Consider the following 21,058-nt stretch of genomic DNA (forward strand, 5'->3'; position numbering starts at 1 on the left):
ACGCCAGAATAAAAAGGCCCGACGCAATAGCGCCGGGCCTTTTTGATTGGTGCTGGGTGGAACCGGTGCGCTTATGCAGCCAACGCCTTGGCCACCGCCGCACTGAACGCTGGAATATCATCCGGCTTGCGGCTGGTGATCAACTGACCATCGACCACCACTTCGGCATCTCGCCAGCGCGCGCCGGCATTGGTCAGATCGGTTTTGACCGACGGCCACGAGGTGACGTTACGGTCGCGCACCAAGTCGCTTTCCAGCAACAACCATGGCCCGTGGCAGATGGCAGCCACCGGCTTCTGCGCTGTGGCGAACGCGCGGATGAAGGCGATCGCCTGTTTGTCCGTGCGCAGCGTATCGGGATTGAGCACGCCACCGGGCAACACCAGTGCGTCGTAGCCCTCAGGCGTTGCCTGCTCAAGATGCTGGTCGACCGCAACCGAATCGCCCCAATCGGTGTGATTCCAGGCGCGGATTTTTGCGCTATCGCCAGGCGCGATCACATCGACCTTGGCACCCCACGATTCCAGCAGGCGCTTGGGTTCTGTCAGTTCGGATTGCTCGAAGCCATCGGTGGCCAGAACCGCGATGGTCTTGCCGGAAAGCGAATACGGCATGTGAGGGCTCCTCGATGAAAGAAGCCCGCACCCTAGGCAGCGCGCTGTTGCGCAGCCGTGAACCGATGTGTGCGTCGCGTCAGCGCACAACGCGCTTGCACATGCTTAGCGTTTGGGCTGCAGCATCGTACCGGTGCAGTTCTTGGAGCCGCAACGGCATTCCCAGATCTTTTTCAGACGCGGCGTGTGGCGCTCGCTCAGGGTGATGCCGTAGTTATAGGTCAGCTCTTCGCCGGCCTTGATGGCGCGTTTGGCCTCGATGAAGATCTTGTCCTTGCTGCGGTCGTCGCCTTCGGCTTCCTCGATCACCGCTTCGCAATTGGGATTGCAGCTGTGGTTGATCCAGCGCGCGACATTGCCTTCGTAGTTGGCATCCAGCACGTAATCGTCGCTGAGCGTAAACAGGAAGGTATGGCCGCTTTCCACGTCACCGGTGTCGTCGGCATCCACTTCGGCGTGCGTGCGCAGGCGCCCCTTGTACTGGATGATGCGCTCGCCCTTGCGGAGCGGGGCGAGGGCGAACATGCCATTGCCGTGGATACGTGACTTGCGGGCGGCAACTTTGCGCGACATGTAAGGGTCCAGTGATGGGGCCGCTCATTGTGACCGCAGCGCGCCCATGCGCCAAGCACAAGCGCTGCGCCACTCGCAACGGCCTGCGCTTGCCGGCGGCTGAACCGGGCGGTTGGCCCTGTCCGTCCGGAAAGAGTACAATTTCGGTCCGCTTTAAGGTTTCCTGCTCGCTCATGTTGCGCGTCACCAAACTCACCGATTACGCCACCGTCGTGCTGACCGTGCTTGCCGCGCGCAGCGGTGAAGTGCTCAGCGCCAGCGAACTGGCCGAACAGGCGGGCCTGGAAGCGCCGACCGTGAGCAAGATCCTCAAGCCGTTGTCGCAAGCCGGGCTGGTGGAAGGCCTGCGCGGTGTGCACGGCGGTTACCGGCTCGCGCGCGATGCCGGCCAGATCACCCTGGTGGAGATCGTCGAGGCAATGGAAGGCCCGTTGGCGATCACCGAATGCAGCCAGGACCACAGCCAGTGCGGCATCGCGCAGACATGCGGCGTGCGCTCCAACTGGCGCCTAATCAACGACGTGGTCGGCGATGCATTGCGTCGGGTCACGCTTGCGCAGATGTTGCAGCCCCTCTCTCTCCCTGGCGACAGCCGTCGGCGTTCCATCGCCGCACGCGTCGCGACCACCTGACCTGTAGGCAGCCCGATGGCCACCGAACTTGCTCCCCCGCAGAATGCGCAGATCCTCGAACGGCTGGGCCGACGCTACGACGCCGGCTTCATCACCGAGATCGAATCCGATTCGCTCCCACCCGGTCTGGACGAAGACACCATCCGTGCGTTGTCGGCCAAGAAAGACGAGCCGCAATGGATGACCGACTGGCGTCTTGAGGCCTACCGCCATTGGCTGAAAATGCCGATGCCCGAATGGGCCAAGCTCAAGATCGCGCCGATCGATTTCCAGGCATTGAGCTACTACTCCGCGCCCAAAGGCCCCAAGTACGCCACGCTGGACGATGTGCCCAAGGAACTGCTCGACACCTACGACAAGCTCGGCGTGCCGTTGCACGAGCGCGCCCGGCTGGCCGGCGTTGCGGTGGATGCGGTGTTCGATTCGGTCTCGGTCGGTACCACCTTCCGCAAGGAACTGGCCGAAAAGGGCGTGATCTTCTGCTCGATGTCCGAGGCGATCAAAGAGCATCCGGAGATCGTCAAGCAATACCTGGGCAGCGTGGTGCCGGTGGGCGACAACTACTTCGCCGCGCTCAACTCGGCGGTGTTCTCCGACGGCAGCTTCGTGTTCATCCCCAAGGGCGTGCGTTGCCCGATGGAACTGAGCACCTATTTCCGCATCAATGCCGGTCATACCGGCCAGTTCGAGCGCACCTTGATCGTGTGCGAAGACAAGTCCTACGTGTCGTATCTGGAAGGCTGCACCGCGCCGATGCGCGATGAAAACCAGCTGCACGCCGCGGTGGTGGAACTGGTGACCCTGGAAGACGCAGAGATCAAGTACTCGACGGTGCAGAACTGGTACCCGGGCGATGAAAACGGCGTTGGCGGCATCTACAACTTCGTCACCAAGCGTGCCGAATGCCGTGGCGACCGCAGCAAGGTGACCTGGACCCAGGTCGAAACCGGCTCGGCGATCACCTGGAAGTATCCGTCGTGCGTGCTGCTCGGCGACGATTCGGTGGGCGAGTTCCACTCGGTGGCACTCACCCACCATCGTCAGCAGGCCGACACCGGCACCAAGATGATCCACATCGGCAAACGCACCAAGAGCAAGATCGTCAGCAAGGGCATCAGCGCCGGGCGTGGGCAGAACACCTATCGCGGCCTGGTCAAGGTGGACCGCAACGCCGATGGCGCGCGCAATTACACCCAGTGCGATTCGCTGTTGATCGGCAAGCAATGCGGCGCGCACACCTTCCCCTATATCGAGGTGAAGAATCCTGGCGCCACCGTCGAGCACGAGGCCACCACCTCCAAGATCAGCGACGACCAGCTGTTCTATTGCCGCGCGCGTGGCATCAGCCAGGAAGATGCGGTGTCGCTGATCGTCGACGGTTTCTGCAAGCAGGTGTTCCGCGAGCTGCCGATGGAGTTCGCCGTGGAAGCCAAGAAGCTGCTGGAAGTCTCGCTGGAAGGCAGCGTCGGCTGACGCCCTTTCCCTTCTCCCTTCGGGAGAAGGTGGCGCGCCGCGCCGGATGAGGGGCGCCAGGAGAATCTCGAAAAGATTAGCTATGACGAACGCGTCGCAACGCGCCACTCAAGTGAATAATCGAAGAGCTCCTGGATGTTCACTTCAATGGCGCGTGGCGACGCGTTCATCAATCGCTGATGCCTTTGAAGTTGTTTGCGGCGCCAACCCTCACCCCAACCCCTCTCCCGGCGGGAGAGGGGCTACATAAGAATTCTGACGGACCATCAGCATGCTCAACATTAAAAACCTCCACGCCAGCATCGCCGGCAAAGACATTCTCAAAGGCCTGTCGCTGGACATCCAGCCCGGTCAGGTGCACGCCCTGATGGGGCCCAATGGCGCGGGCAAGTCCACGCTGGGCAATGTGCTGGCCGGTCGCGATGGCTACGAAGTCAACGAAGGCAGCGTGCAGTTCGAAGGCAAGAACCTGCTCGACCTGCCGCCGGAAGAACGCGCCGCCGCCGGCCTGTTCCTGGCGTTCCAGTACCCGGTGGAAATCCCCGGCGTCAACAACACCTATTTCCTGCGCGCCGCGCTCAATGCGCAGCGCAAGGCGCGTGGCGAAGAAGAGCTGGATTCGATGCAGTTCCTCAAGCTGGTGCGGCAGAAGCTGGCGGTGCTGCATCTGAAGGACGAGCTGCTGCATCGCGGCGTCAACGAGGGGTTTTCCGGCGGCGAGAAGAAGCGCAACGAAATCTTCCAGCTGGCCGTGCTCGAACCCAAGCTCGCCATCCTGGATGAAACCGACTCCGGCCTGGATATCGATGCGCTCAAGAGCGTGGCCGACGGCGTCAACGCGCTGCGTTCGCCGGAGCGTTCGTTCCTGGTGATCACCCACTACCAGCGCCTGCTCGACTACATCAAGCCGGACGTGGTGCATGTGCTGTCCGAAGGACGCATCGTGCAGAGCGGCGGGCCGGAACTGGCGCTGGAGCTGGAAAAACACGGTTACCACTTCCTGAAGGATCGTGTGGTGCCCGAGGTTGCCGCCTGATGAGCGCCCTGCTCGACTCCCTGGCCCGCGGCTTCAGCGGCGACGATGCGCGCCGCGCCGAGCTCGACGCCGCGCTGCAGACCGGCCTGCCCGGCCCGCGCGCCGAAGCGTGGAAATACACCTCGCTGCGTCAGCTGGAACGGCGCAGTTTTCAGCCGGCACCGCTGGTGCCGACGCTGCTCGATGCCGCCGTATTGGACGAGATCCCCGCGCCGCGGCTGGTGTTCGTCAACGGACGCCCTTCCGCAGCGCTGAGCGATGTCTCGACCTTGCCGGACGGCGTGCAGCTGGACACCTTGTCGGCCGCACTGGCCGCAGGCGATGACGCAAAGCACTTGCTCGGCCGCCGTTTCGAAGGCAGCGACGAGATCTTTGCCCGCCTCAATGCCGCGCTGGCCGACGAAGGCGTGCTGGTGCGCGTGCAAGACGGCGCGAAGATCGAGCTGCCACTGCACATCGTCTTCGTCAGCGCGGCCAGCGAGCACGATCTGTCCTGGCATTACCGGCATTTGATCGAAGTCCGTGCCGGCGCAGCGCTCAATGTGGTCGAGCATCATCTGCATGTCGGCGATGCGGCGCATCTGGACAACAGCGTGATGCATGTCCATCTGGCACAGGACGCGGTGTTGTCGCATGCGCGCGTGCAGGCCGATAGCGCGCATGCCACCGCACTGCTGCGCACCGATGCCGTGCTGGCACGCAATGCGCGCTACCAGCGCGTGGATCTGGAACTGGGCGCCGGCCTGTCGCGGCACGAACTCAACGTGCGCCTGGAGGGCAGCAACGCCCAGCTCACCGCCAATGGCGTGCTGCTGGGCAATGGCCGCCGCCATGTCGATACCCGCCTGGGCATCGAACACATCGCCCGCGACACCGCCTGCGAGCTGGTCTGGCGCGGCGTCGGTGCGGACCGCAGCCGTGTGGTGTTCCATGGCGGCATCCATATCCGCCAGGGCGCCGACGGCACCGACGCGCGGTTGTCCAACAAGAATCTGCTGCTCTCTTCCAATGCCGAAATCGATACCCAGCCGGTGCTGGTGATCGATGCCGACGAAGTGCAGGCAGCGCATGGCGCCACTGTCGGTCAGCTCGACGACAACGCCTTGTTCTATCTGCGCTCGCGCGGCCTGCCGCAAGCGGAGGCGCAGCGTCTGTTGAGCGCGGCGTTCTGCCACGAGCCGTTGCGGGTCCTGCCGGCTGCGTTGAGCGCCGTGCTGGCCTTGCAGCTGGACCGCGCCCTGAATTCGGCGGGCGTGGCATGAATGCACCTGCCGTCACTCAGGGCAGCGCTCCGGATTGGGAACGCGTCCGTTCGGATTTCCCGCTGCTGATGCGGCAGGTGCATGGCAAGCCGCTGATCTATTTCGACAACGCCAACACCGGGCAGAAGCCGCTGCAGGTGATTGCCGCGACCGACGAGTTCTATCGGCGCCAGAACGCCAACGTCAGCCGCGCAGTACATGCGCTGGGGAGCGAAGCCACGGATGCCTTCGAAGGCGCACGCAGCAAACTCGCGCGCTTTCTCAATGTGCGCGCCGACGAACTGGTGCTGTGCAGCGGCACCACCTTTGCGATCAATCTGGTGGCGTACTCGTGGGCATTGCCGCGTCTGGGACCAGGCGATGTCATCCTGATCACGCGCATGGAGCACCACGCCAACATCGTGCCGTGGCAGCTGGTGGCCCAGCGCACCGGTGCCAGCATCCGCGTAGCCGAGATCACCCCCGAGGGCGCGCTGGATCTGGATGCCTTACGCAAGGCGATGACGCCGGACGTCAAACTGCTGGCGATCACCCATGTGTCCAACGTACTGGGCACGGTCAACCCGGTGCGCGAGATCTGCCGCGACGCGCGCAAGCGCGGCATCGTCACCATGGTGGACGGCTCGCAGGCCGCACCGCATCGGCGCATCGACGTGGCCGCAATCGGCTGCGATTTCTACGCCATCACCGGCCACAAGATGTGCGGCCCCACCGGCACCGGCGCGCTGTGGGCGCGCCGCGAACATCTGCAGTCCATGCCGCCGTTTCTGGGCGGTGGCGAAATGATCAAGGAAGTCAGCTTCGAAGGCACCGTGTACAACGATGTCCCGCACAAGTTCGAAGCCGGCACGCCCAACATCGCCGGCTTCATCGGCCTGGGCGCGGCGGTGGATTATCTGGAGTCGATCGGCCTGGAGCACGTGGAAGCGCGCGAAGCCGAGCTGCTGGTGCACTTCACCGAAGAGCTGCAGCGGATCGATGGCCTGCGCATCTTCGGCACCACGCCCGACAAAGCCGCCGTGGTGTCGTTCCTGATCGAAGGCGCGCATTCGCACGACCTTGCCACCCTGCTCGATCTGGAAGGTGTGGCAGTGCGCTCCGGCCAGCACTGCGCGCACCCGCTGCTGCAGTTCTACGGCGTTGCAGCAACCTGTCGCGCATCGCTGGCGTTCTACAACACGCATGACGAGATCGAGCGTTTTGTTGCCGCGTTGGTGAAGGTGCGTCGCCTACTGGGCTGATTGGAATCGGGAATCGGGAATCGGGAATCGGGAATCGGGAATCGGGAATCGGGAATCGCAAAAGCATGTCATCGAGTGACGGCGGACTTCCATCGCTCTCCTGTTACCGACTATTCACGTAGGAATTCAAAAGCGCCAGACTCCGCTACGCTGTTACGAATGCCCAATCCCCACTCCCAAATCCCCGCCCTCATGCAGACCACCACGTTCCGCACTGCCACCGTCGATGACATCGACGCCCTTGTCCAGTTGGTGACCTCGGCCTATCGCGGCGACAGCAGTCGCGTGGGGTGGACTACCGAGGCCGACATTCTCGACGGCGCCCGCATCGACCCGGCCGTGCTACGTCAGGACATCCTGCGCGAGCGCAGCCTGGTGTTGCTGGTCGAACAGGATGGGCGCCTGCTGGCGTGCGCGCATATCGCCGACGACGACGGCGCGGGGTATTTCGGCATGTTCGCAGTGGACCCGTCGCTGCAGGGCAGCGGGCTCGGCAAGACGCTGTTGGCCGAAGCCGAGCGTATCGTCGCGGCCGAATGGAAGCTGCCGGTGATGCGCATGACCGTGATCGATGTGCGCAACGAACTCATCGCCTTCTACGAACGGCGCGGCTATCGCCGCACCGGCATCCTCAAGCCGTTCCCATATGGCGACGAACGCTTCGGCGTACCGCTGCGGCAGGATCTACGCTTCGAAGTGCTGGAAAAATCGCTGGACGGCGCCGCGCCATGAGCGAGACCTGGACCTTCGTCTGCGCAAGCGACGCGCTGCTACCCGGCGAACTGCAAACCGTGTGGGATGAAGTCACCGACGCGCCCATCGTGGTGTTCAACCTCGACGGCGAGTTGTACGCGTTGGAAGACCGCTGCAGCCACGAAGACTACGAGTTATCGCCCGGCAGCTTCGATCCGGTCGCCGGCACCATCGAATGCCAATTGCACAGCGCGCGCTTCGATATCCGCGATGGCCGCCCGTTGTGCGCGCCCGCCTACACCGCCGTGCCAAAATTCCCGGTCAAGCGCGAGCACGACGGCATCTGGACCCGCGACGACCGCTAGCGCGGTAGCGTCGAACGGCGATTTTCCATGCGACAGGCCGCCCTATCGTTCCCGGCTTACGCCTCCGGTCGGTAAAGATTGCAAAGAAGAATGATTTGCATTTAAGATCGCAGCCCTTCAGGTCTTCTTAACATCTGACCTGCCCTGCGATCCCATGCGCCCTGCACTGTCCGACACCTTCGATCTGCGTCCTGTTCGCCTGCGCTTTTCAGCGCGGTGCGGCGGCGCGTGCGGTGGACGCCAGCCGGGCGCCACGGGCTAGCGAGGCACGCACACCCTTCCGCATCCGCCGAGCCATCGCCAGGCCGGAGCATCGCTTTCCTTTTCGAGACGTCTCATGACTCCCAGGATTTCCCCGCTCACCTCGGCCGTGCTGTTGACCCTGTCCGCTCCCGCCTTCGCCCAGCCTGGCGATGCGCCAGCGCCCCCGGGTGCGGTGGATCTGGATGCCATCCGGGTGCAGCAGGAACGTGCGCAAAAGCCGTCCTCGCCCAAGTACACCGAAGCGCTGCGCGACACTCCGCAGACCATCACGGTTGTCACCAAGCAGACCATGGACCAGCAGAACCTGCTGTCGCTGCGCGATGTGCTGAGTACGCTGCCCGGCATCACCTTCGGCGCAGGCGAAGGCGGCGGTGGGTATGGCGACAGCATCAACCTGCGCGGCTTCACCGCCAGCAGCGACATCACCACCGATGGCGTGCGCGACAGCGCGCAGTACAGCCGCAGCGACACCTTCAACCTCGAGTCCGTGGAGCTGATCAACGGCGCCAACTCGGCGATGTCCGGTGCCGGCTCGGTCGGCGGCAACATCAACCTGGTGACCAAGACCGCCGGGCAAGGCGACTTCACCAACGTGCTGATCGGCGGCGGCAGCGACCGTTATGGTCGCCTCACCGTCGACAGCAACTACGACTTCGAAAACGGCACCGCCGTGCGCTTGAATGCCATGGGTCATACCCAGGACGTGCCGGGCCGCGATGAAGAATTCCGCCATCGCTGGGGCTTTGCGCCATCGATCGCCTTCGGCCTGGGCTCGGATACGCGCTTCACGCTGAGCTACCTGCACCAGCACGACAACAACCTGCCGCAGTACGGCGTGCCGTTCGCGCTCAGCCCGTTCAACGATGGCCCGCTGCCGGGCGTGGACCGCGAAACCTATTATGGCTATCGCAATGTGTCGCGTCAGGAGATCGACGTGGACATGCTGACCGGCGTGCTGGAAATGGACTTCGACGACAACGTCAAGCTGCGCAGCCTGGCGCGTCTGCAGCGCGTGGACCAGACCACCTCGGCCACCGCGCCGGAAGGCACCTGGTGCCTGCCCAACAACACCAACGCCTACACCGGCCGCGCCTGCGTCGGCCAGCCGCCGTCCACCTGGAGTCCCAACAGCGGCCCACGCGGGCTGGTGCGCGACACCGAAAACTTCATCGCCCACAGCCAGACCGACCTGACCGCCACCCTGCACACCGGCGCCATCGAGCACCGCGTGGTCGCCGGCGTGGCCTTCAGCAAGGAAGACTTCGAACTCGACAGCGGCAGCATCTTCCGCAATGCCGACGGCTCCACCACCGGCATCACCTACCCGCTGCAGACCTTCGACAACCCGTACAACATCTGGACCGGCCCGCAGAACTATTTCCGCACCGGCCGCAGCAAGGGCAGCCTGACCAATCAGGCGGTGTACCTGTTCGATACGCTGCAGTTCAACGAGCAATGGATGCTCAACCTGGGCGGCCGTTACGAACACAACGAAGGCGACACCACCACCTACACCGTCGATGCCACCGGCGGCGTGACCGGCGTGTCCCCGGGCTTCCCGGCGGGCAGCAAGGACGATTTGTTCTCCTACCGCGCCGGTCTGGTATTCAAGCCGGTCGACAACGCCAGCCTGTATCTGTCCTACGCCAACAGCAAGACCCCGTCCAAGGCGTCGGTCAATGGCTCGTGCACGCCGATCGCCACCGCCACCGCCGGCGCCAACTGCAATGTTGAGCCGGAAAGTGCGGTCAACATCGAGCTGGGCGGCAAGTGGGACGTGTTGAACGAGCGCCTGGCGCTGACCGCTGCGGTATTCCGCAACGAGCGCGAAAACTACAAGGTCAACAGCGGCGACCCGCTGATTCCCGAGCAGGTGCTCGACGGCAAGGCGCGCGTGGACGGCATCGCGCTGGGCGCGGCCGGCTATCTGACCGAGCGCTGGTCGGTCTTCGCCAACTACACCTTCCTGGACAGCGAAGTGCTGCAGAGCGTGTCCAACCGCACCGCCAGCCTCACCGGCGACCCGATTGCCGGACGCGAACTGGTGCAGACCCCGCGCAATGCCGGCAATCTCTGGACCACCTACGCGCTCAACCAGTGGACCTTCGGCTATGGCGTCAATTACCAGGGCAGCTTCTACCCGAACAACACCTCGACCGCGGTCTACCGCAAGACCGACGCGTACTGGGTGCACCGTGCGATGGTGGGCCTGCGCGTCAACGACTGGCTCAGCCTGCAGTTGAACGTCAACAACCTGTTCGACAAGGAGTACTACACCAGCATCCGCAACAACCTCACCGTCAACGCCGCGGGCACCGTCACCGCCGGCAGTGGCTGGGCGTTGCCGGGCGATGGCCGCTCGGCGGTGTTGAACGCTACCTTCAGTTTCTAACCTTCCGGCACGCCGCCCGCATCCTGCGGACGGCATGGAGAGCGCCGCATGCTGCTGCCCATTCCCGATGTCTTGACGCCCGTGCAGCTCAGCGAGTTGCGCGCGCGGCTGGACGCGGCCGACTGGGCAGACGGCCGCATCACTGCCGGCCATCAGTCCGCGCAGGCCAAGGACAACGCGCAGTTGCCCGAGGACAGCGCCGCAGCGCGCGAGGCGAGCGCACTGGTGCTGGAGGCGCTGTCGCGCAGCAGCACGTTCTTTTCGGCGGTGCTGCCGCGTCGAATCTATCCGCCGCTGTTCAATCGCTACAGCGGCGGGCAGTCGTTCGGGTATCACGTCGACAACGCGGTGCGTTACGACCGCAGCCGCGGTGGTGCCGAGGCGGTCCGCACCGATGTGTCGGGCACGCTGTTCCTCAGCGACCCGGACAGTTACGACGGCGGCGAGCTGGTGATTGAAGATACCTTCGGCACGCAGTCGGTGAAGCTGCCGGCCGGGCACCTGGTGATCTATCCCGGCACCAGCCTGCATAAAGTGATGCCGGTAACGCGCGGCACGCGTGTCGCCTCGTTCTTCTGGATCCAAAGCATGTTGCGCGACGATGCGCAGCGCCGCCTGTTGTTCGAACTGGATGTGTCGATCCGTCGTTTGACCCAGGACACGCCCGGGCATCCGTCGTTGATCCAGCTCACCGGCGTGTATCACAACCTGCTGCGGCAGTGGGCCGATGTCTGAGCCTGCGATTGACCCGGCCCTGCTGATGGCACTGCTGCAGACTCAGCCGGCACAGGCAGTCGCGTTGCTGCGCAAGGCCGCCGCCGGTCAGGATGTGACTGCACAACTGCTGCTCGCACAGCTGTATGCCGAAGGCCGCGGCATTGCCGCCGATCCGGCCATGGCGATGCTGTGGTACGAAGTGGCCGCCAATGCCGGGCATCCGGAAGCGATGAATCAACTGGGCCGCTGCCACGAACTGGGCTTTGGCACCGCCATCAACGAGGTGCTGGCTGCGTTGTGGTATCGCCGCGCCGCCGAGCACGGCCTGGAATGGGGCATGTACAACCTGGCGCATCTGTACGCCTCCGGGCGCGGCGTGGCGCAGGACCAGGCACACGCATTGACGCTGTACCGCACCGCGGCCGAACGTGGTCACGCCAAGTCGATGAATTTTGTGGCGCGCTATCTCGACCAGGGCCTGGCCTGCGTGGCGGATCCGCTTGCTGCACGCGAGTGGTATCGCCGCGCCGCAGAGGCGGGCGATTTTCGCGGCCAGGCCAGCTATGCAACGTTGCTTGCCGATGAAGGCGCGCTCGATCAGGCCGAACACTGGATGCGACGCGCCATCGACGGTGGGCACACCGGGTTCCTGCGTCAGCTCGCGCCCGTGCTGGCCAACGCGCCACAGCCACGCCTGCGCACCTTACTCAGCGATGTAGCCGCGCGGCAATCGCAGCTGCAGCCACCCGTTCCCGCGGACGTGGCATAAACCGGCATGCCCGCTTCCAACGACACCATCGCCACTGCACAGCAACGCCGCGGATTCTGGCTGCGCATGCTGCATCAATGGCATTGGATCAGTTCGGCGCTGTGTCTGATCGGCATGCTGCTGTTTACGGTTACCGGGCTCACCCTCAATCACGCCGCGCGTATCGAAGCCAGCCCGTCCACCGAGCAACGCACGCTCACCTTGCCGCCAGCGCTGTTGAAGACCCTGGGCACGCGCCAGGACGGCGATGCACCGCTGCCGCCGCGCGTGGCGCAGTGGCTGGGTCGCGAACTGGAGATCAGCGTCGGCAACCGCAACGCAGAGTGGTCGCCAGAAGAGCTGTATGTCGCCCTGCCCCGCCCCGGTGGCGATGCCTGGCTGAGTCTGGACCGCAGCACCGGCGCGATCGAATACGAACGCACCACGCGTGGCTGGATCGCCTATCTCAACGATCTGCACAAAGGCCGCAACGCCGGGCCGGCATGGGGCTGGTTCATCGACGTGTTCGCCATCGCCTGCCTGGTGTTCTGCATCACCGGCCTGTTCCTGCTGCACCTGCATGCGCGTCAGCGCAGCATGACCTGGCCGTTGGTCGGCCTGGGCCTGCTGATTCCGCTGCTGCTTGCCTTGCTGTTGATCCACTGACCTGACTCACCGGAGACGATCATGCGCGCCACCCTGACCATCGCTCTGAGCGGCCTGCTCGCCATGCCGGCGTATGCGGCCACGCTCGACATCAACGTCGAAATCCCCAAACTCAATGTCGCCGAATACCACCGCCCGTACGTGGCGATCTGGCTGGAAGGCGCAGACCAGAAGGTCGCCGCCAACCTGGCGGTCTGGTACCAATCCAAGGACACCGCCGAAGGCCACGGCACCAAATGGCTGCCGGATCTGCGCCAGTGGTGGCGCAAGAGCGGCCGCACGCTGGAGGTGCCGGTCGATGGCGTGACCGGCCCCACCCGGCCTGCCGGCGCGCATGCGCTGTCGTTCACCGACACCAAGGGCGCGCTGAAGTCGCTGCCGGCCGGCCAGTACACCCTGGTGGTGGAAGCTGCGCGCGAAGTCGGTGGCCGCGAGTTGGTCAAGGTGCCTTTCACCTGGCCGGCCACCTCGGCGCAGTCTGCCAAGGCCAGCGGCAGCAGCGAGCTCGGCGCGGTGAGCCTGATCGCAAAGCCCTGATGCAGATGGGCTCGGATGCGGTGCCGCCGTGCATGCATCCGTGCCCATGACGCGCGCGCGACGTGGCGCAGACGCGTATCGACTTTCGTTACCCACGCATCCACGCAGCGCCGCAGTGCGCTGATCAGACACGTGACCCACCCGCCTTATCGCTCTTCAAGGAGTTGCCATGAAACCTTCGCATGTCCTGATCGCCCTGCTTGCAGCACTTCCCGTCAGCGCGTTCGCCCACAAGGCCTGGCTGCTGCCATCGCAAACCGTCCTGGCCGGCGAAGCGCCGTGGATCACCGTCGATGCGGCGGTGTCCAACGACCTGTTCTACTTCAACCACGTGCCGCTGCGCCTGGATAATCTGAGCATCACCGCGCCCGATGGCAGCGCGCTCAAGCCGGAAAACCCTGCAACCGGCAAGTACCGCAGCGTGTTCGACCTGCAGCTCACCCAGCCCGGCACCTACAAACTCAGCATCGTCAATGCCGGCCTGTTCGCCAGCTGGAAGGAAGACGGCAAGCCCAAGCGCTGGCGCGGCAACGAGGCAAGCTTCGCCACCGAAGTGCCGAAGAACGCGCAGGAGTTGCAGGTCAGCCAATCGCTCAATCGCGTGGAAACCTTCGTGACCCGCGGCGCGCCGACCACCACCGCGTTCAAGCCCAGCGGCAAGGGCATCGAGCTGGTGCCGGTGACCCACCCCAACGACCTGGTCGCCGGTGAAGCGGCGCAGTTCACCCTGCAGCTCGATGGCAAGCCGGCCGCCGGGCTGGAGATCGAGATCGTGCGTGGCGGCACGCGCTATCGCGATGCGCAGAACGAGATCAAACTCAAGACCGACGCCAAGGGCGGCTTCAGCGTGACCTGGCCGGAAGCGGGCATGTACTGGCTGGAAACCACCAGCGAAGACAGCAAGACCTCGCTGCCACAGGCCAAGCAACGTCGCCTGGGCTACGTGGTAACGCTGGAAGTGTTGCCGCAGTAATCGCCGCATGCCCGCCACTGCGTTGACCTTACGGTTAACGCAGTGGCGATGCAGTGCCGATGTGGAAGCGGCACATTCCGCTCGGCGTGTACCGCCTGCCGCCTGCCGCCTGCGCGGTATGTGCGGTATGCGCAGCGTCCAATCGGCGCATCCCTCGCTGTTTCAAAGACCACACCGCGTGATGCAAACGACACGCTCGCGCGTCACCATGGCTGCCTCAGGCAGCGCCTGCTCGACCGGTCCACGCATGCACCCAGTTTCTTCCGCAGATGACGCCATTGCCTCCCTGGGCGGGCACAGCATGGGCACGACCTGGAGCGTCAAGCTGGTGGCGCCGCGTGGGCGCGACCTGCATCCCATGCATGCGCGTATCCAAGCAGCGCTCGATCGCGTGGTCGCGCAAATGAGTACCTGGGAAACGGACTCGGATATCAGCCGCTACAACCGTGCCGCGGCAGGTCAGTGGCAGACATTGCCCGATGACTTTTTCACCGTGCTGCGCACCGCGCTGCAGATCGCGCAAGCCAGCGACGGCGCGTTCGACCCCACGGTCGGCCCGATGGTCGAACTGTGGGGCTTTGGCGCCTCCGGCGGCCGACGCCGTGTGCCCTCGCCCGAACAGATCGCGCTGGCCAGCCTGCGCTGCGGCTGGCAACGCCTGGCTCTGGATGGCCAGCGGGTGCTGCAACCCGGCGCCGTCGCGCTGGATCTGTCCGGCATCGCAAAAGGCTTCGGGGTGGACTGCGTGCAGCACGCATTGCGACAGGCCGGCATCGTCAGTGCGTTGATCGATGTGGGTGGCGAATTGTTCGGCTATGGGCGCAAACCCGATGGCAGCGCATGGCGTGTGCTGGTCGAATCCGCGCCCGACGAAGACGCCGGCGCCACATTGCCGGCACGTGTGCTCACGCTGGATGGCTTGGCAGTCGCCACATCAGGCGATCGCTGGCACCGCTTCGATGCCGACGGCATGCGCTATGCGCACACCTTCGATCCACGCACTGGAGCGCCGATTCCGCATGCGCCTGCCGCCGTCACCGTGCTCGCGCGCGAAGCCATGCAGGCCGATGCCTGGGCCACCGCGATGACCGTGCTCGGAACCGATGCCGGGCTTGCCTATGCCGCCAAGACCGACCTGGCAGTGCGCTTTCTGACGCGCCACGATGGCAGCTTGCATGAAGTGATGAGCCCGGCGTTCGAGCAACATCTGGCGGCGTCATGAGCGCCACAAGCCTACGCGTCTGGATAGGTAACGGGGCGCTGCTGCTCGCCCTGGCGACGCTTGTCGGATGGCTTGCCCACCTGCATGACGGTGCCTGGTGGAGCGCACCGACACCGCATCGCTTGCAATGGGCAGGCGTCGGGATGACGGCGTATGCCGTGCTGTGCACGGCGGTCTTGTTGCGCCGCCGGGCACGCGCCAACACGTCGCACGGCGACAGCAGCGGCGTGTTGATCGTATGGGCAAGCCAGACCGGATTCGCACGCGAACTGGCCGAGCGTAGCGCTGATGCCTTGCAAGCGGCAGGTATCGGTGCCTACGCACTCCCGCTGGAGGCGTTAGTTCCCGAGCAGCTCGCGCGCGTGCCGCGTTTGCTATGCATCGTCAGCACTACGGGCGAAGGCGATGCACCGGATCACGCACAGGCTGCGGGGCGTCACTGGCTCGCCGACAGCGGACAGGATCTGGCCGCCGTGCAGTACGCGGTGCTGGCACTCGGCGATCGTCGTTATACGCAATTCTGCGCGTTCGGCCGCCATCTCGATGACCGCCTGCACGCGCGCGGCGGCACCCGCCTGTTCGAGCGCATCGAGGTCGACAATGCCGACCCACACGCATTGCAGCAATGGCGCCAACGTCTATCGACGTTGGCGCCTGCGCTTGCGACGCAGTCGGATTGGAGCGTGCCGACCTACACGGCCTGGCAGCTGCGCGAGCGCGTCCACCTCAATCCAGGCAGTGCCGGCGCACCGATCCATCGGCTCCGTCTCACGCCCATCGATGGCGCACTGCCGGCATGGCGTGCTGGCGACATCGCCGAGGTCGCGCCGCAGAACGCACCGGAGAGTGTCGACGCCTGGTTGCAGCGTCATCGACGCGATGGCTCGGACATCATCGACGGCCGTACGCTGCGCGACTGGCTTGGCCGCTCGCACCTGCCGACCGATGCAAAGACGGATGCACAGACGGCGGCGACGGCGTCAGCGGATGCAACCGCGTTGGTGCGTAGCCTGATCACCCTGCCGCATCGCGAATACTCGCTGGCCTCGATCAGCGAAGAAGGCCACGCCGAACTGCTGATCCGCGAACACCGGCAGGCCGACGGGCATCTGGGCATCGGCAGCGGCTGGCTGTGCGTGCATGCTCCCGTCGGCACGCCGATTGCCTTGCGCCTGCGCAGCAATCCGGGGTTCCACCCACCCGCACCCGCGCAGCCCATGCTGCTGATCGGCAATGGCACCGGCATCGCCGGCTTGCGCGCCCACCTACGCGCACGCATTGCAGCCGGTGCGCGCGACAACTGGCTGATCTTTGGCGAACGCAATGCCGCGCACGATGCGCTGTATGCCGACGAACTGCAGCAGTGGCAACACGATGGCTGGATCGCGCGTCTGGACCTGGTGTACTCGCGCGACCACAACCCGTCGGTACGTTATGTACAACATGCATTGGCTGCCGCCAGCGATCGCCTGCGGCAATGGATCGACCGCGGCGCCTGCATCTATCTCTGCGGCAGCCTGCGCGGCATGGCACCCGACGTGGACCGCACCCTCGACACCCTGCTGGGCACCGAGGTCAGGCAAGAACTGCTACGCAGCGGCCGCTACCGTCGCGACGTGTATTGAACAGCAAGCGTGCAGGCTGAAGATCGCAGCTTGGCAGCGTGGAGTGCTGCCAAGCTACGATCGTTGGCAGGCAGACATTGCATCCGAATCCTGTACCCAGCAACGCTCGTTTGCCGGCAACCGTGCTCTGCATCGGCACGCTTCGGCACGTTGCTGCAGTTCTGCGAGTTCGCTAAGAGCAGCTTACAAAACGACTGTGCAGCGGCCAGGCGACCGCTGCTCGGAATCGGTGTGTGCCACTCACACGCTCCTGTCCCTGCGCGCCGTTCACGCCCACCTGACGAGTGCTCGCTACTTGTTGTCAGCCTCTTTAATTCCTCGACGCAGACAGTGCACGTGACACGTATCAATCCGAATTGCTAACTACCCGGTTAACTGGCTGCGCCGTTACTTGCACTTGCATTTGCATCTCGGCCGTTCAATGCACGAAAGAACACTGTTGGCTGTCCGGATCAGCTAATCGTGGATCCCTGCAAGCGGACTCACCCGGATCGCCAGCAGCTCGCCGCCGCCATCGAGCACGTAGCGGGTCCGCGTCGATGCACTCAGCCATGCGGTGTCGCCCGCAGCCAGGGGCGGCAGCCCACTGTCGCGCCCAAAGCTGGCCTGGCCCGCCAACAGGTGGATGACCCAGGCGCTGCCCGGGTCCGCAAAGAACAGCATGGTGCCGACCAAGGGGCGATGCAGCAGCTCGGTACGCAGCAGATCGCGGCGCCACATCAGATTGAAGTCCTGCGTCGGCCCATCGAGCAAGCTCGCGTCGACCGTCTCCTCACCAGCGAATCGGACGCGCTGATAGGGCGGCAGCAATTCGACGACACGCGCGGCGCCAGCGACGCGTGCGCCAGCATCACCGTCATCAGTAGGTGTACCTGTGATCAGGCCATCAGCACGCGCAGAAGCATTGCCGGGATCAAGCTCACCGTCGCCAAACTGCAGCCGCATCCCATTGCCATGCAGCAGCACCAATTCGCGGTCGATCCCCGGGAATGCGGAAAACGCGGCGTCGCGTTCGATCTCGGCAATCGACAGCCGCAATGCCCAGGCCTCAGGCTCTCCGAGCCGCAGGATCTCGCGTGTCCAACCAAATTGATTGCGCCACCGCTCGCGGCGGTACTCGGTGGCCGGAATCACCCGGCTGCTCAGGTCTGTCAGCTGCATCGGCGCATTGTGCCCGAAGCCCGCTACCGAAGCCCTCCGCCGCTGCGTGGCAGAGCGGCACACCCTGAAACGAAAAACGCCCGGCTGCACATCCAAGTGCAACACCGGGCGATTCCACGTCCTTGTCGGCTTCCAGCCATCCCCCGGACATCCTGTCCAGTTAGGTTGCGGCCACGCATCCTCGCGTCGAACCGTATCTCGGATCCCTTTCCCTTAACGCCGTCCCACCGGTTTCACCGCCGCCCCCTTGGCAGCCTTCTTGGCGGGAGCCATCGTGGCTCCTACTTCGATCAGGTCACGATTCCGTTCGACCGTCTTGAGTCCGATGCCCTTGACCAGCGCCAGTTCCTCGGCACTTTTGAAGGGACCGTTTGCCTGACGGTGCTCAACGATTGCCTCGGCTTTTGATCGCCCGACATTCGTCAGCACCTTGTCCAATTCCTCAGCAGACGCGGTGTTGATATCGACCTTCTCAAGCGCGTACGCATTCGAGGACAACAACAACGCCAGTAGCAGGGACTTCAGGACTACGGTAAATGACTTCATTGCAACGCTCCTTGTGGCTTGGGTGATGGTCCTAGCCAGCATTCCTGCCGGCGGAGCCAGTGTCCCGCGCCACATGCAGCAATCCTATCGCCAACGAACTTTTCACACAGCAGGTGAACTGCGCGCCGCCTTGTAGGGAAATACCTACCCCTGGCCCCGGGCGTAGAATGTGTCATTACGTCACGCATTCGGAGCCTTCATGGACAGCGCCAAGATCGACCAATTCATCAGCGAAACCTGGGACCGCGAAATCGTCCCGCAGCTGGTCGATTACATCCGTATCCCCAACAAGTCGCCGATGTTCGACGCCGATTGGGTGGCCCATGGCTATATGGAGCAGGCCGTCACGCTGATGGAAACCTGGGCGCGCGCACAGGCCATCGATGGCATGCAAGTGGAGGTGGTGCGCCTGGACGGCCGCACGCCGCTGATCTTCATCGAGATCCCGGCCACCGGCCCGGAGTCCGGCGACGACACCGTGTTGCTGTACGGCCATCTGGACAAGCAGCCGGAGATGACCGGTTGGGATGCCGACCTGGGCCCCTGGGAGCCGGTGCTGCGCGACGACAAGTTGTATGGCCGGGGCGGCGCCGACGACGGTTACGCGATCTTCGGCTCGCTGGCGGCGATTCTGGCGCTGCGCACCCAGGGTCTGTCGCATGCGCGGTGCGTGGTGCTGATCGAAGCCTGCGAAGAGTCGGGCAGCTACGATCTGCCCGCTTACGTGGACCATCTGGCCGAGCGTATCGGCAAGCCGTCGTTGGTGGTGTGCCTGGATTCGGGATGCGGCAATTACGAGCAGTTGTGGTGCACCACTTCGCTGCGCGGCCTGACCGGCGGCAACCTCAGCGTGAAGGTGCTGGAAGAAGGCGTGCATTCCGGCGATGCGTCCGGCGTGGTGCCGTCCAGCTTCCGGCTGCTGCGCCAGTTGCTGTCGCGCATCGAAGACGAGGCCACGGGCCGCATCCTGCTGGAGGGGTTGCATGTGGAGGTGCCGGCCGAGCGCCTGACCCAGGCCAAGGCTGCAGCGGCGACGCTGGATACCGCCATCTTCGATAAATTCCCGATGGTCGATGGCCTGGTGCCGATGCATGACGACCTCACCGAGCTGGTCTTGAACCGGACCTGGCGCCCGGCGCTGTCGATCACCGGCGTGGATGGCATGCCGCCGCTGGCCTCGGCCGGCAATGTGTTGCGTCCGCAGACCGCGGTGAAGCTGTCGCTGCGTCTGCCGCCAACCGCCGACGGCAAGGCCTGTGGCGAACTGCTCAAGCAGGCGTTGCTGCGCGATCCGCCCAATGGCGCGCAGGTCACGCTGGAGCTGGAAAAGGCATCGTCCGGTTGGAATGCCCCGGCCATGGCGCCGTGGCTGGAGAAGGCCATCGACGCCGCCAGCCAGGCCTTCTTCGACAAGCCGGCGATGTACATGGGCGAAGGCGGCTCGATCCCGTTCATGGGCATGCTGGGCGAAAAGTTCCCCGGCGCGCAGTTCATGATCACCGGCGTGCTGGGGCCGCATTCCAATGCGCATGGCCCGAACGAGTTTTTGCACATCCCGATGGGTAAGCGCGTCACCGCCTGCGTGTCGAAGGTGATCGCCGAGCATCATGCGGCCTGCCTGCGCGGCGAAACCAGCGGCTCGCCGGTGGCTGCCGATAGCGGCACCCGTCATGGTGGACACGGTTGCTGTTGAGTCGACGAGAGACGACTGCGGGTTGAGGGCGTGCCCTGACGTGAAGCATTGCGTTGCATTTGGCGCAAAGGACACGGCATCGGCAACTTGGTCAGCGTCTTCTCACCCAGCTCCTCTCCCGCAGGGACAGAGGCTGGGTGTTCGATCATGCGATTGAAGGCGGCGGCTGTCTGGGCAGTCACTCCATGACAGGGTTTCTGTGGCAATACCCAACGCAACGATTTGCTGAAGGCACCCCATCAGCGCCATTCGCACTGTGCGTGCAGCGCGAGTCGCCGACATCCGAAATGCTAGTCTGCCGATCCCGTTTGCCTTCGGTGCTGCAATGAACACTTTGTTTGGTAGCGACAGCTGGCTCTACATTTTGCTGGTGGGATTTGTGGTCGGGCTGCTGGCGCGTTTCATCACGCCCGGCACGCAGCGCCTGGGTTGCCTGCTGACCATCGTGCTGGGCATCGCCGGGGCGGTGGTGGCAAGCTGGTTTGGCCGCTACATGGGCTGGTACCACGCAGGCGAGCCTGCCGGTTTCCTCGGCGCGTTGCTGGGTGCCATCGCCATCCTTGCACTGCTGCGCTTGTTCAGCGGCAGCAAACGCTGACCACTGCATTGCACGCTTCGTCCTCAC

The 21,058-nt window shown here is 64.5% G+C and carries 21 protein-coding genes and 1 other RNA gene; 18 read left to right on the top strand and 4 right to left on the bottom strand.

The window, feature by feature from the left end; genetic code table 11:
* Nucleotides 1-71: 71 nt before the first annotated feature.
* Together ACCQ06_RS15805 and ACCQ06_RS15810 are read right to left on the bottom strand one after the other, a co-directional pair.
* On the bottom strand, nt 72-614 hold the full coding sequence (locus tag ACCQ06_RS15805) for a type 1 glutamine amidotransferase domain-containing protein (protein ID WP_104614544.1): 543 nt from the start codon (nt 612-614) through the stop codon (nt 72-74).
* 105 nt (nt 615-719) lie between these two features.
* Nucleotides 720-1,187 (bottom strand): SET domain-containing protein, encoded by a 468-nt coding sequence (locus ACCQ06_RS15810; RefSeq protein WP_039420039.1) that lies wholly within the window; start codon nt 1,185-1,187, stop codon nt 720-722.
* 173 nt (nt 1,188-1,360) lie between these two features.
* On the opposite strand from ACCQ06_RS15810, the gene ACCQ06_RS15815 reads away from it, so the two are divergent.
* From ACCQ06_RS15815 to ACCQ06_RS15890, 16 genes are all read left to right on the top strand, one after another.
* Nucleotides 1,361-1,819 (top strand): SUF system Fe-S cluster assembly regulator, encoded by a 459-nt coding sequence (locus tag ACCQ06_RS15815; protein ID WP_005990420.1) that lies wholly within the window; start codon nt 1,361-1,363, stop codon nt 1,817-1,819.
* Between the two features lie 15 nt (nt 1,820-1,834).
* The gene (sufB, locus tag ACCQ06_RS15820; protein ID WP_104614543.1) at nt 1,835-3,292 is read left to right on the top strand and encodes a Fe-S cluster assembly protein SufB; all 1,458 of its coding nucleotides are present in this window, start codon (nt 1,835-1,837) and stop codon (nt 3,290-3,292) included.
* Nucleotides 3,293-3,563: 271 nt separating this feature from the next.
* Nucleotides 3,564-4,328, top strand: coding sequence for a Fe-S cluster assembly ATPase SufC (gene sufC / locus ACCQ06_RS15825; RefSeq protein ID WP_104614542.1), 765 nt, complete (start codon nt 3,564-3,566; stop codon nt 4,326-4,328).
* On the top strand, nt 4,328-5,590 hold the full coding sequence (gene sufD / locus ACCQ06_RS15830) for a Fe-S cluster assembly protein SufD (protein ID WP_316687172.1): 1,263 nt from the start codon (nt 4,328-4,330) through the stop codon (nt 5,588-5,590). Before sufC ends, sufD begins: the two co-directional genes overlap by 1 nt.
* Nucleotides 5,587-6,831: a cysteine desulfurase gene (locus tag ACCQ06_RS15835; RefSeq protein WP_316687173.1), complete on the top strand. Its 1,245-nt coding sequence runs from the start codon at nt 5,587-5,589 to the stop codon at nt 6,829-6,831. Before sufD ends, ACCQ06_RS15835 begins: the two co-directional genes overlap by 4 nt.
* Before the next feature lie 192 nt (nt 6,832-7,023).
* A complete protein-coding gene (locus tag ACCQ06_RS15840; RefSeq protein ID WP_228323177.1) occupies nt 7,024-7,563 on the top strand; it encodes a GNAT family N-acetyltransferase in 540 nt (179 codons plus the stop codon).
* Entirely contained in the window at nt 7,560-7,889 is a 330-nt protein-coding gene (locus ACCQ06_RS15845) for a non-heme iron oxygenase ferredoxin subunit (protein WP_064632529.1), read from the top strand. The genes ACCQ06_RS15840 and ACCQ06_RS15845 overlap by 4 nt, the downstream gene beginning before the upstream one ends.
* A 337-nt stretch (nt 7,890-8,226) precedes the next feature.
* On the top strand, nt 8,227-10,545 hold the full coding sequence (locus ACCQ06_RS15850; RefSeq protein ID WP_228323178.1) for a TonB-dependent receptor: 2,319 nt from the start codon (nt 8,227-8,229) through the stop codon (nt 10,543-10,545).
* Between the two features lie 48 nt (nt 10,546-10,593).
* Entirely contained in the window at nt 10,594-11,280 is a 687-nt protein-coding gene (locus tag ACCQ06_RS15855) for a Fe2+-dependent dioxygenase (protein WP_316687175.1), read from the top strand.
* Nucleotides 11,273-12,031 (top strand): tetratricopeptide repeat protein, encoded by a 759-nt coding sequence (locus tag ACCQ06_RS15860; RefSeq protein ID WP_316687176.1) that lies wholly within the window; start codon nt 11,273-11,275, stop codon nt 12,029-12,031. The genes ACCQ06_RS15855 and ACCQ06_RS15860 overlap by 8 nt, the downstream gene beginning before the upstream one ends.
* A 6-nt stretch (nt 12,032-12,037) precedes the next feature.
* Nucleotides 12,038-12,676: a PepSY-associated TM helix domain-containing protein gene (locus ACCQ06_RS15865; RefSeq protein WP_228323180.1), complete on the top strand. Its 639-nt coding sequence runs from the start codon at nt 12,038-12,040 to the stop codon at nt 12,674-12,676.
* Nucleotides 12,677-12,697: 21 nt separating this feature from the next.
* Nucleotides 12,698-13,213, top strand: coding sequence for a DUF2271 domain-containing protein (locus ACCQ06_RS15870; RefSeq protein ID WP_115562549.1), 516 nt, complete (start codon nt 12,698-12,700; stop codon nt 13,211-13,213).
* Nucleotides 13,214-13,382: 169 nt separating this feature from the next.
* Nucleotides 13,383-14,186: a DUF4198 domain-containing protein gene (locus ACCQ06_RS15875; protein ID WP_228323181.1), complete on the top strand. Its 804-nt coding sequence runs from the start codon at nt 13,383-13,385 to the stop codon at nt 14,184-14,186.
* A 247-nt stretch (nt 14,187-14,433) separates the two neighbouring features.
* Entirely contained in the window at nt 14,434-15,408 is a 975-nt protein-coding gene (locus ACCQ06_RS15880) for an FAD:protein FMN transferase (protein ID WP_228323182.1), read from the top strand.
* Nucleotides 15,405-17,033, top strand: a complete 1,629-nt coding sequence (locus ACCQ06_RS15885; RefSeq protein WP_228323183.1) for a sulfite reductase subunit alpha — start codon at nt 15,405-15,407, stop codon at nt 17,031-17,033. The genes ACCQ06_RS15880 and ACCQ06_RS15885 overlap by 4 nt, the downstream gene beginning before the upstream one ends.
* Nucleotides 17,034-17,264: 231 nt before the next feature.
* Nucleotides 17,265-17,340: non-coding RNA, sX9 sRNA (locus tag ACCQ06_RS15890), on the top strand.
* Nucleotides 17,341-17,489: 149 nt separating this feature from the next.
* Here ACCQ06_RS15890 and ACCQ06_RS15895 read toward each other — a convergent pair.
* The gene (locus ACCQ06_RS15895; RefSeq protein ID WP_228323184.1) at nt 17,490-18,194 is read right to left on the bottom strand and encodes a HutD/Ves family protein; all 705 of its coding nucleotides are present in this window, start codon (nt 18,192-18,194) and stop codon (nt 17,490-17,492) included.
* Between the two features lie 213 nt (nt 18,195-18,407).
* Nucleotides 18,408-18,782 (bottom strand): ComEA family DNA-binding protein, encoded by a 375-nt coding sequence (locus ACCQ06_RS15900; RefSeq protein ID WP_005993268.1) that lies wholly within the window; start codon nt 18,780-18,782, stop codon nt 18,408-18,410.
* Nucleotides 18,783-18,939: 157 nt separating this feature from the next.
* Here ACCQ06_RS15900 and ACCQ06_RS15905 point away from each other — a divergent pair, with 157 nt between their 5' ends.
* Both ACCQ06_RS15905 and ACCQ06_RS15910 read left to right on the top strand, forming a co-directional pair.
* Nucleotides 18,940-20,433, top strand: coding sequence for a M20 family metallopeptidase (locus ACCQ06_RS15905; RefSeq protein ID WP_316687178.1), 1,494 nt, complete (start codon nt 18,940-18,942; stop codon nt 20,431-20,433).
* A gap of 325 nt (nt 20,434-20,758) precedes the next feature.
* Entirely contained in the window at nt 20,759-21,031 is a 273-nt protein-coding gene (locus ACCQ06_RS15910) for a GlsB/YeaQ/YmgE family stress response membrane protein (RefSeq protein WP_005993264.1), read from the top strand.
* Nucleotides 21,032-21,058 lie beyond the last annotated feature (27 nt).

It is taken from the genome of Xanthomonas sp. NCPPB 4467 (genome assembly GCF_041475665.2).
GTDB classification, from domain to species: Bacteria; Pseudomonadota; Gammaproteobacteria; order Xanthomonadales; family Xanthomonadaceae; genus Xanthomonas; species Xanthomonas dyei.

Bases quoted from the DNA above. Each gene is read 5' to 3' on its own strand.
- sufB (WP_104614543.1), top strand. From the start codon at position 1,835: ATGGCCACCGAACTTGCTCCCCCGCAGAATGCGCAGATCCTCGAACGG.
- ACCQ06_RS15910 (WP_005993264.1), top strand. From the start codon at position 20,759: ATGAACACTTTGTTTGGTAGCGACAGCTGGCTCTACATTTTGCTGGTG.
- ACCQ06_RS15810 (WP_039420039.1), bottom strand. From the start codon at position 1,187: ATGTCGCGCAAAGTTGCCGCCCGCAAGTCACGTATCCACGGCAATGGC.
- ACCQ06_RS15845 (WP_064632529.1), top strand. From the start codon at position 7,560: ATGAGCGAGACCTGGACCTTCGTCTGCGCAAGCGACGCGCTGCTACCC.
- sufD (WP_316687172.1), top strand. From the start codon at position 4,328: ATGAGCGCCCTGCTCGACTCCCTGGCCCGCGGCTTCAGCGGCGACGAT.
- ACCQ06_RS15875 (WP_228323181.1), top strand. From the start codon at position 13,383: ATGAAACCTTCGCATGTCCTGATCGCCCTGCTTGCAGCACTTCCCGTC.
- ACCQ06_RS15860 (WP_316687176.1), top strand. From the start codon at position 11,273: ATGTCTGAGCCTGCGATTGACCCGGCCCTGCTGATGGCACTGCTGCAG.
- ACCQ06_RS15850 (WP_228323178.1), top strand. From the start codon at position 8,227: ATGACTCCCAGGATTTCCCCGCTCACCTCGGCCGTGCTGTTGACCCTG.
- ACCQ06_RS15900 (WP_005993268.1), bottom strand. From the start codon at position 18,782: ATGCTGGCTAGGACCATCACCCAAGCCACAAGGAGCGTTGCAATGAAG.
- ACCQ06_RS15880 (WP_228323182.1), top strand. From the start codon at position 14,434: ATGCACCCAGTTTCTTCCGCAGATGACGCCATTGCCTCCCTGGGCGGG.
- ACCQ06_RS15805 (WP_104614544.1), bottom strand. From the start codon at position 614: ATGCCGTATTCGCTTTCCGGCAAGACCATCGCGGTTCTGGCCACCGAT.
- ACCQ06_RS15855 (WP_316687175.1), top strand. From the start codon at position 10,594: ATGCTGCTGCCCATTCCCGATGTCTTGACGCCCGTGCAGCTCAGCGAG.
- ACCQ06_RS15885 (WP_228323183.1), top strand. From the start codon at position 15,405: ATGAGCGCCACAAGCCTACGCGTCTGGATAGGTAACGGGGCGCTGCTG.
- ACCQ06_RS15835 (WP_316687173.1), top strand. From the start codon at position 5,587: ATGAATGCACCTGCCGTCACTCAGGGCAGCGCTCCGGATTGGGAACGC.
- ACCQ06_RS15895 (WP_228323184.1), bottom strand. From the start codon at position 18,194: ATGCAGCTGACAGACCTGAGCAGCCGGGTGATTCCGGCCACCGAGTAC.
- ACCQ06_RS15865 (WP_228323180.1), top strand. From the start codon at position 12,038: ATGCCCGCTTCCAACGACACCATCGCCACTGCACAGCAACGCCGCGGA.
- ACCQ06_RS15840 (WP_228323177.1), top strand. From the start codon at position 7,024: ATGCAGACCACCACGTTCCGCACTGCCACCGTCGATGACATCGACGCC.
- ACCQ06_RS15815 (WP_005990420.1), top strand. From the start codon at position 1,361: ATGTTGCGCGTCACCAAACTCACCGATTACGCCACCGTCGTGCTGACC.
- sufC (WP_104614542.1), top strand. From the start codon at position 3,564: ATGCTCAACATTAAAAACCTCCACGCCAGCATCGCCGGCAAAGACATT.
- ACCQ06_RS15905 (WP_316687178.1), top strand. From the start codon at position 18,940: ATGGACAGCGCCAAGATCGACCAATTCATCAGCGAAACCTGGGACCGC.
- ACCQ06_RS15870 (WP_115562549.1), top strand. From the start codon at position 12,698: ATGCGCGCCACCCTGACCATCGCTCTGAGCGGCCTGCTCGCCATGCCG.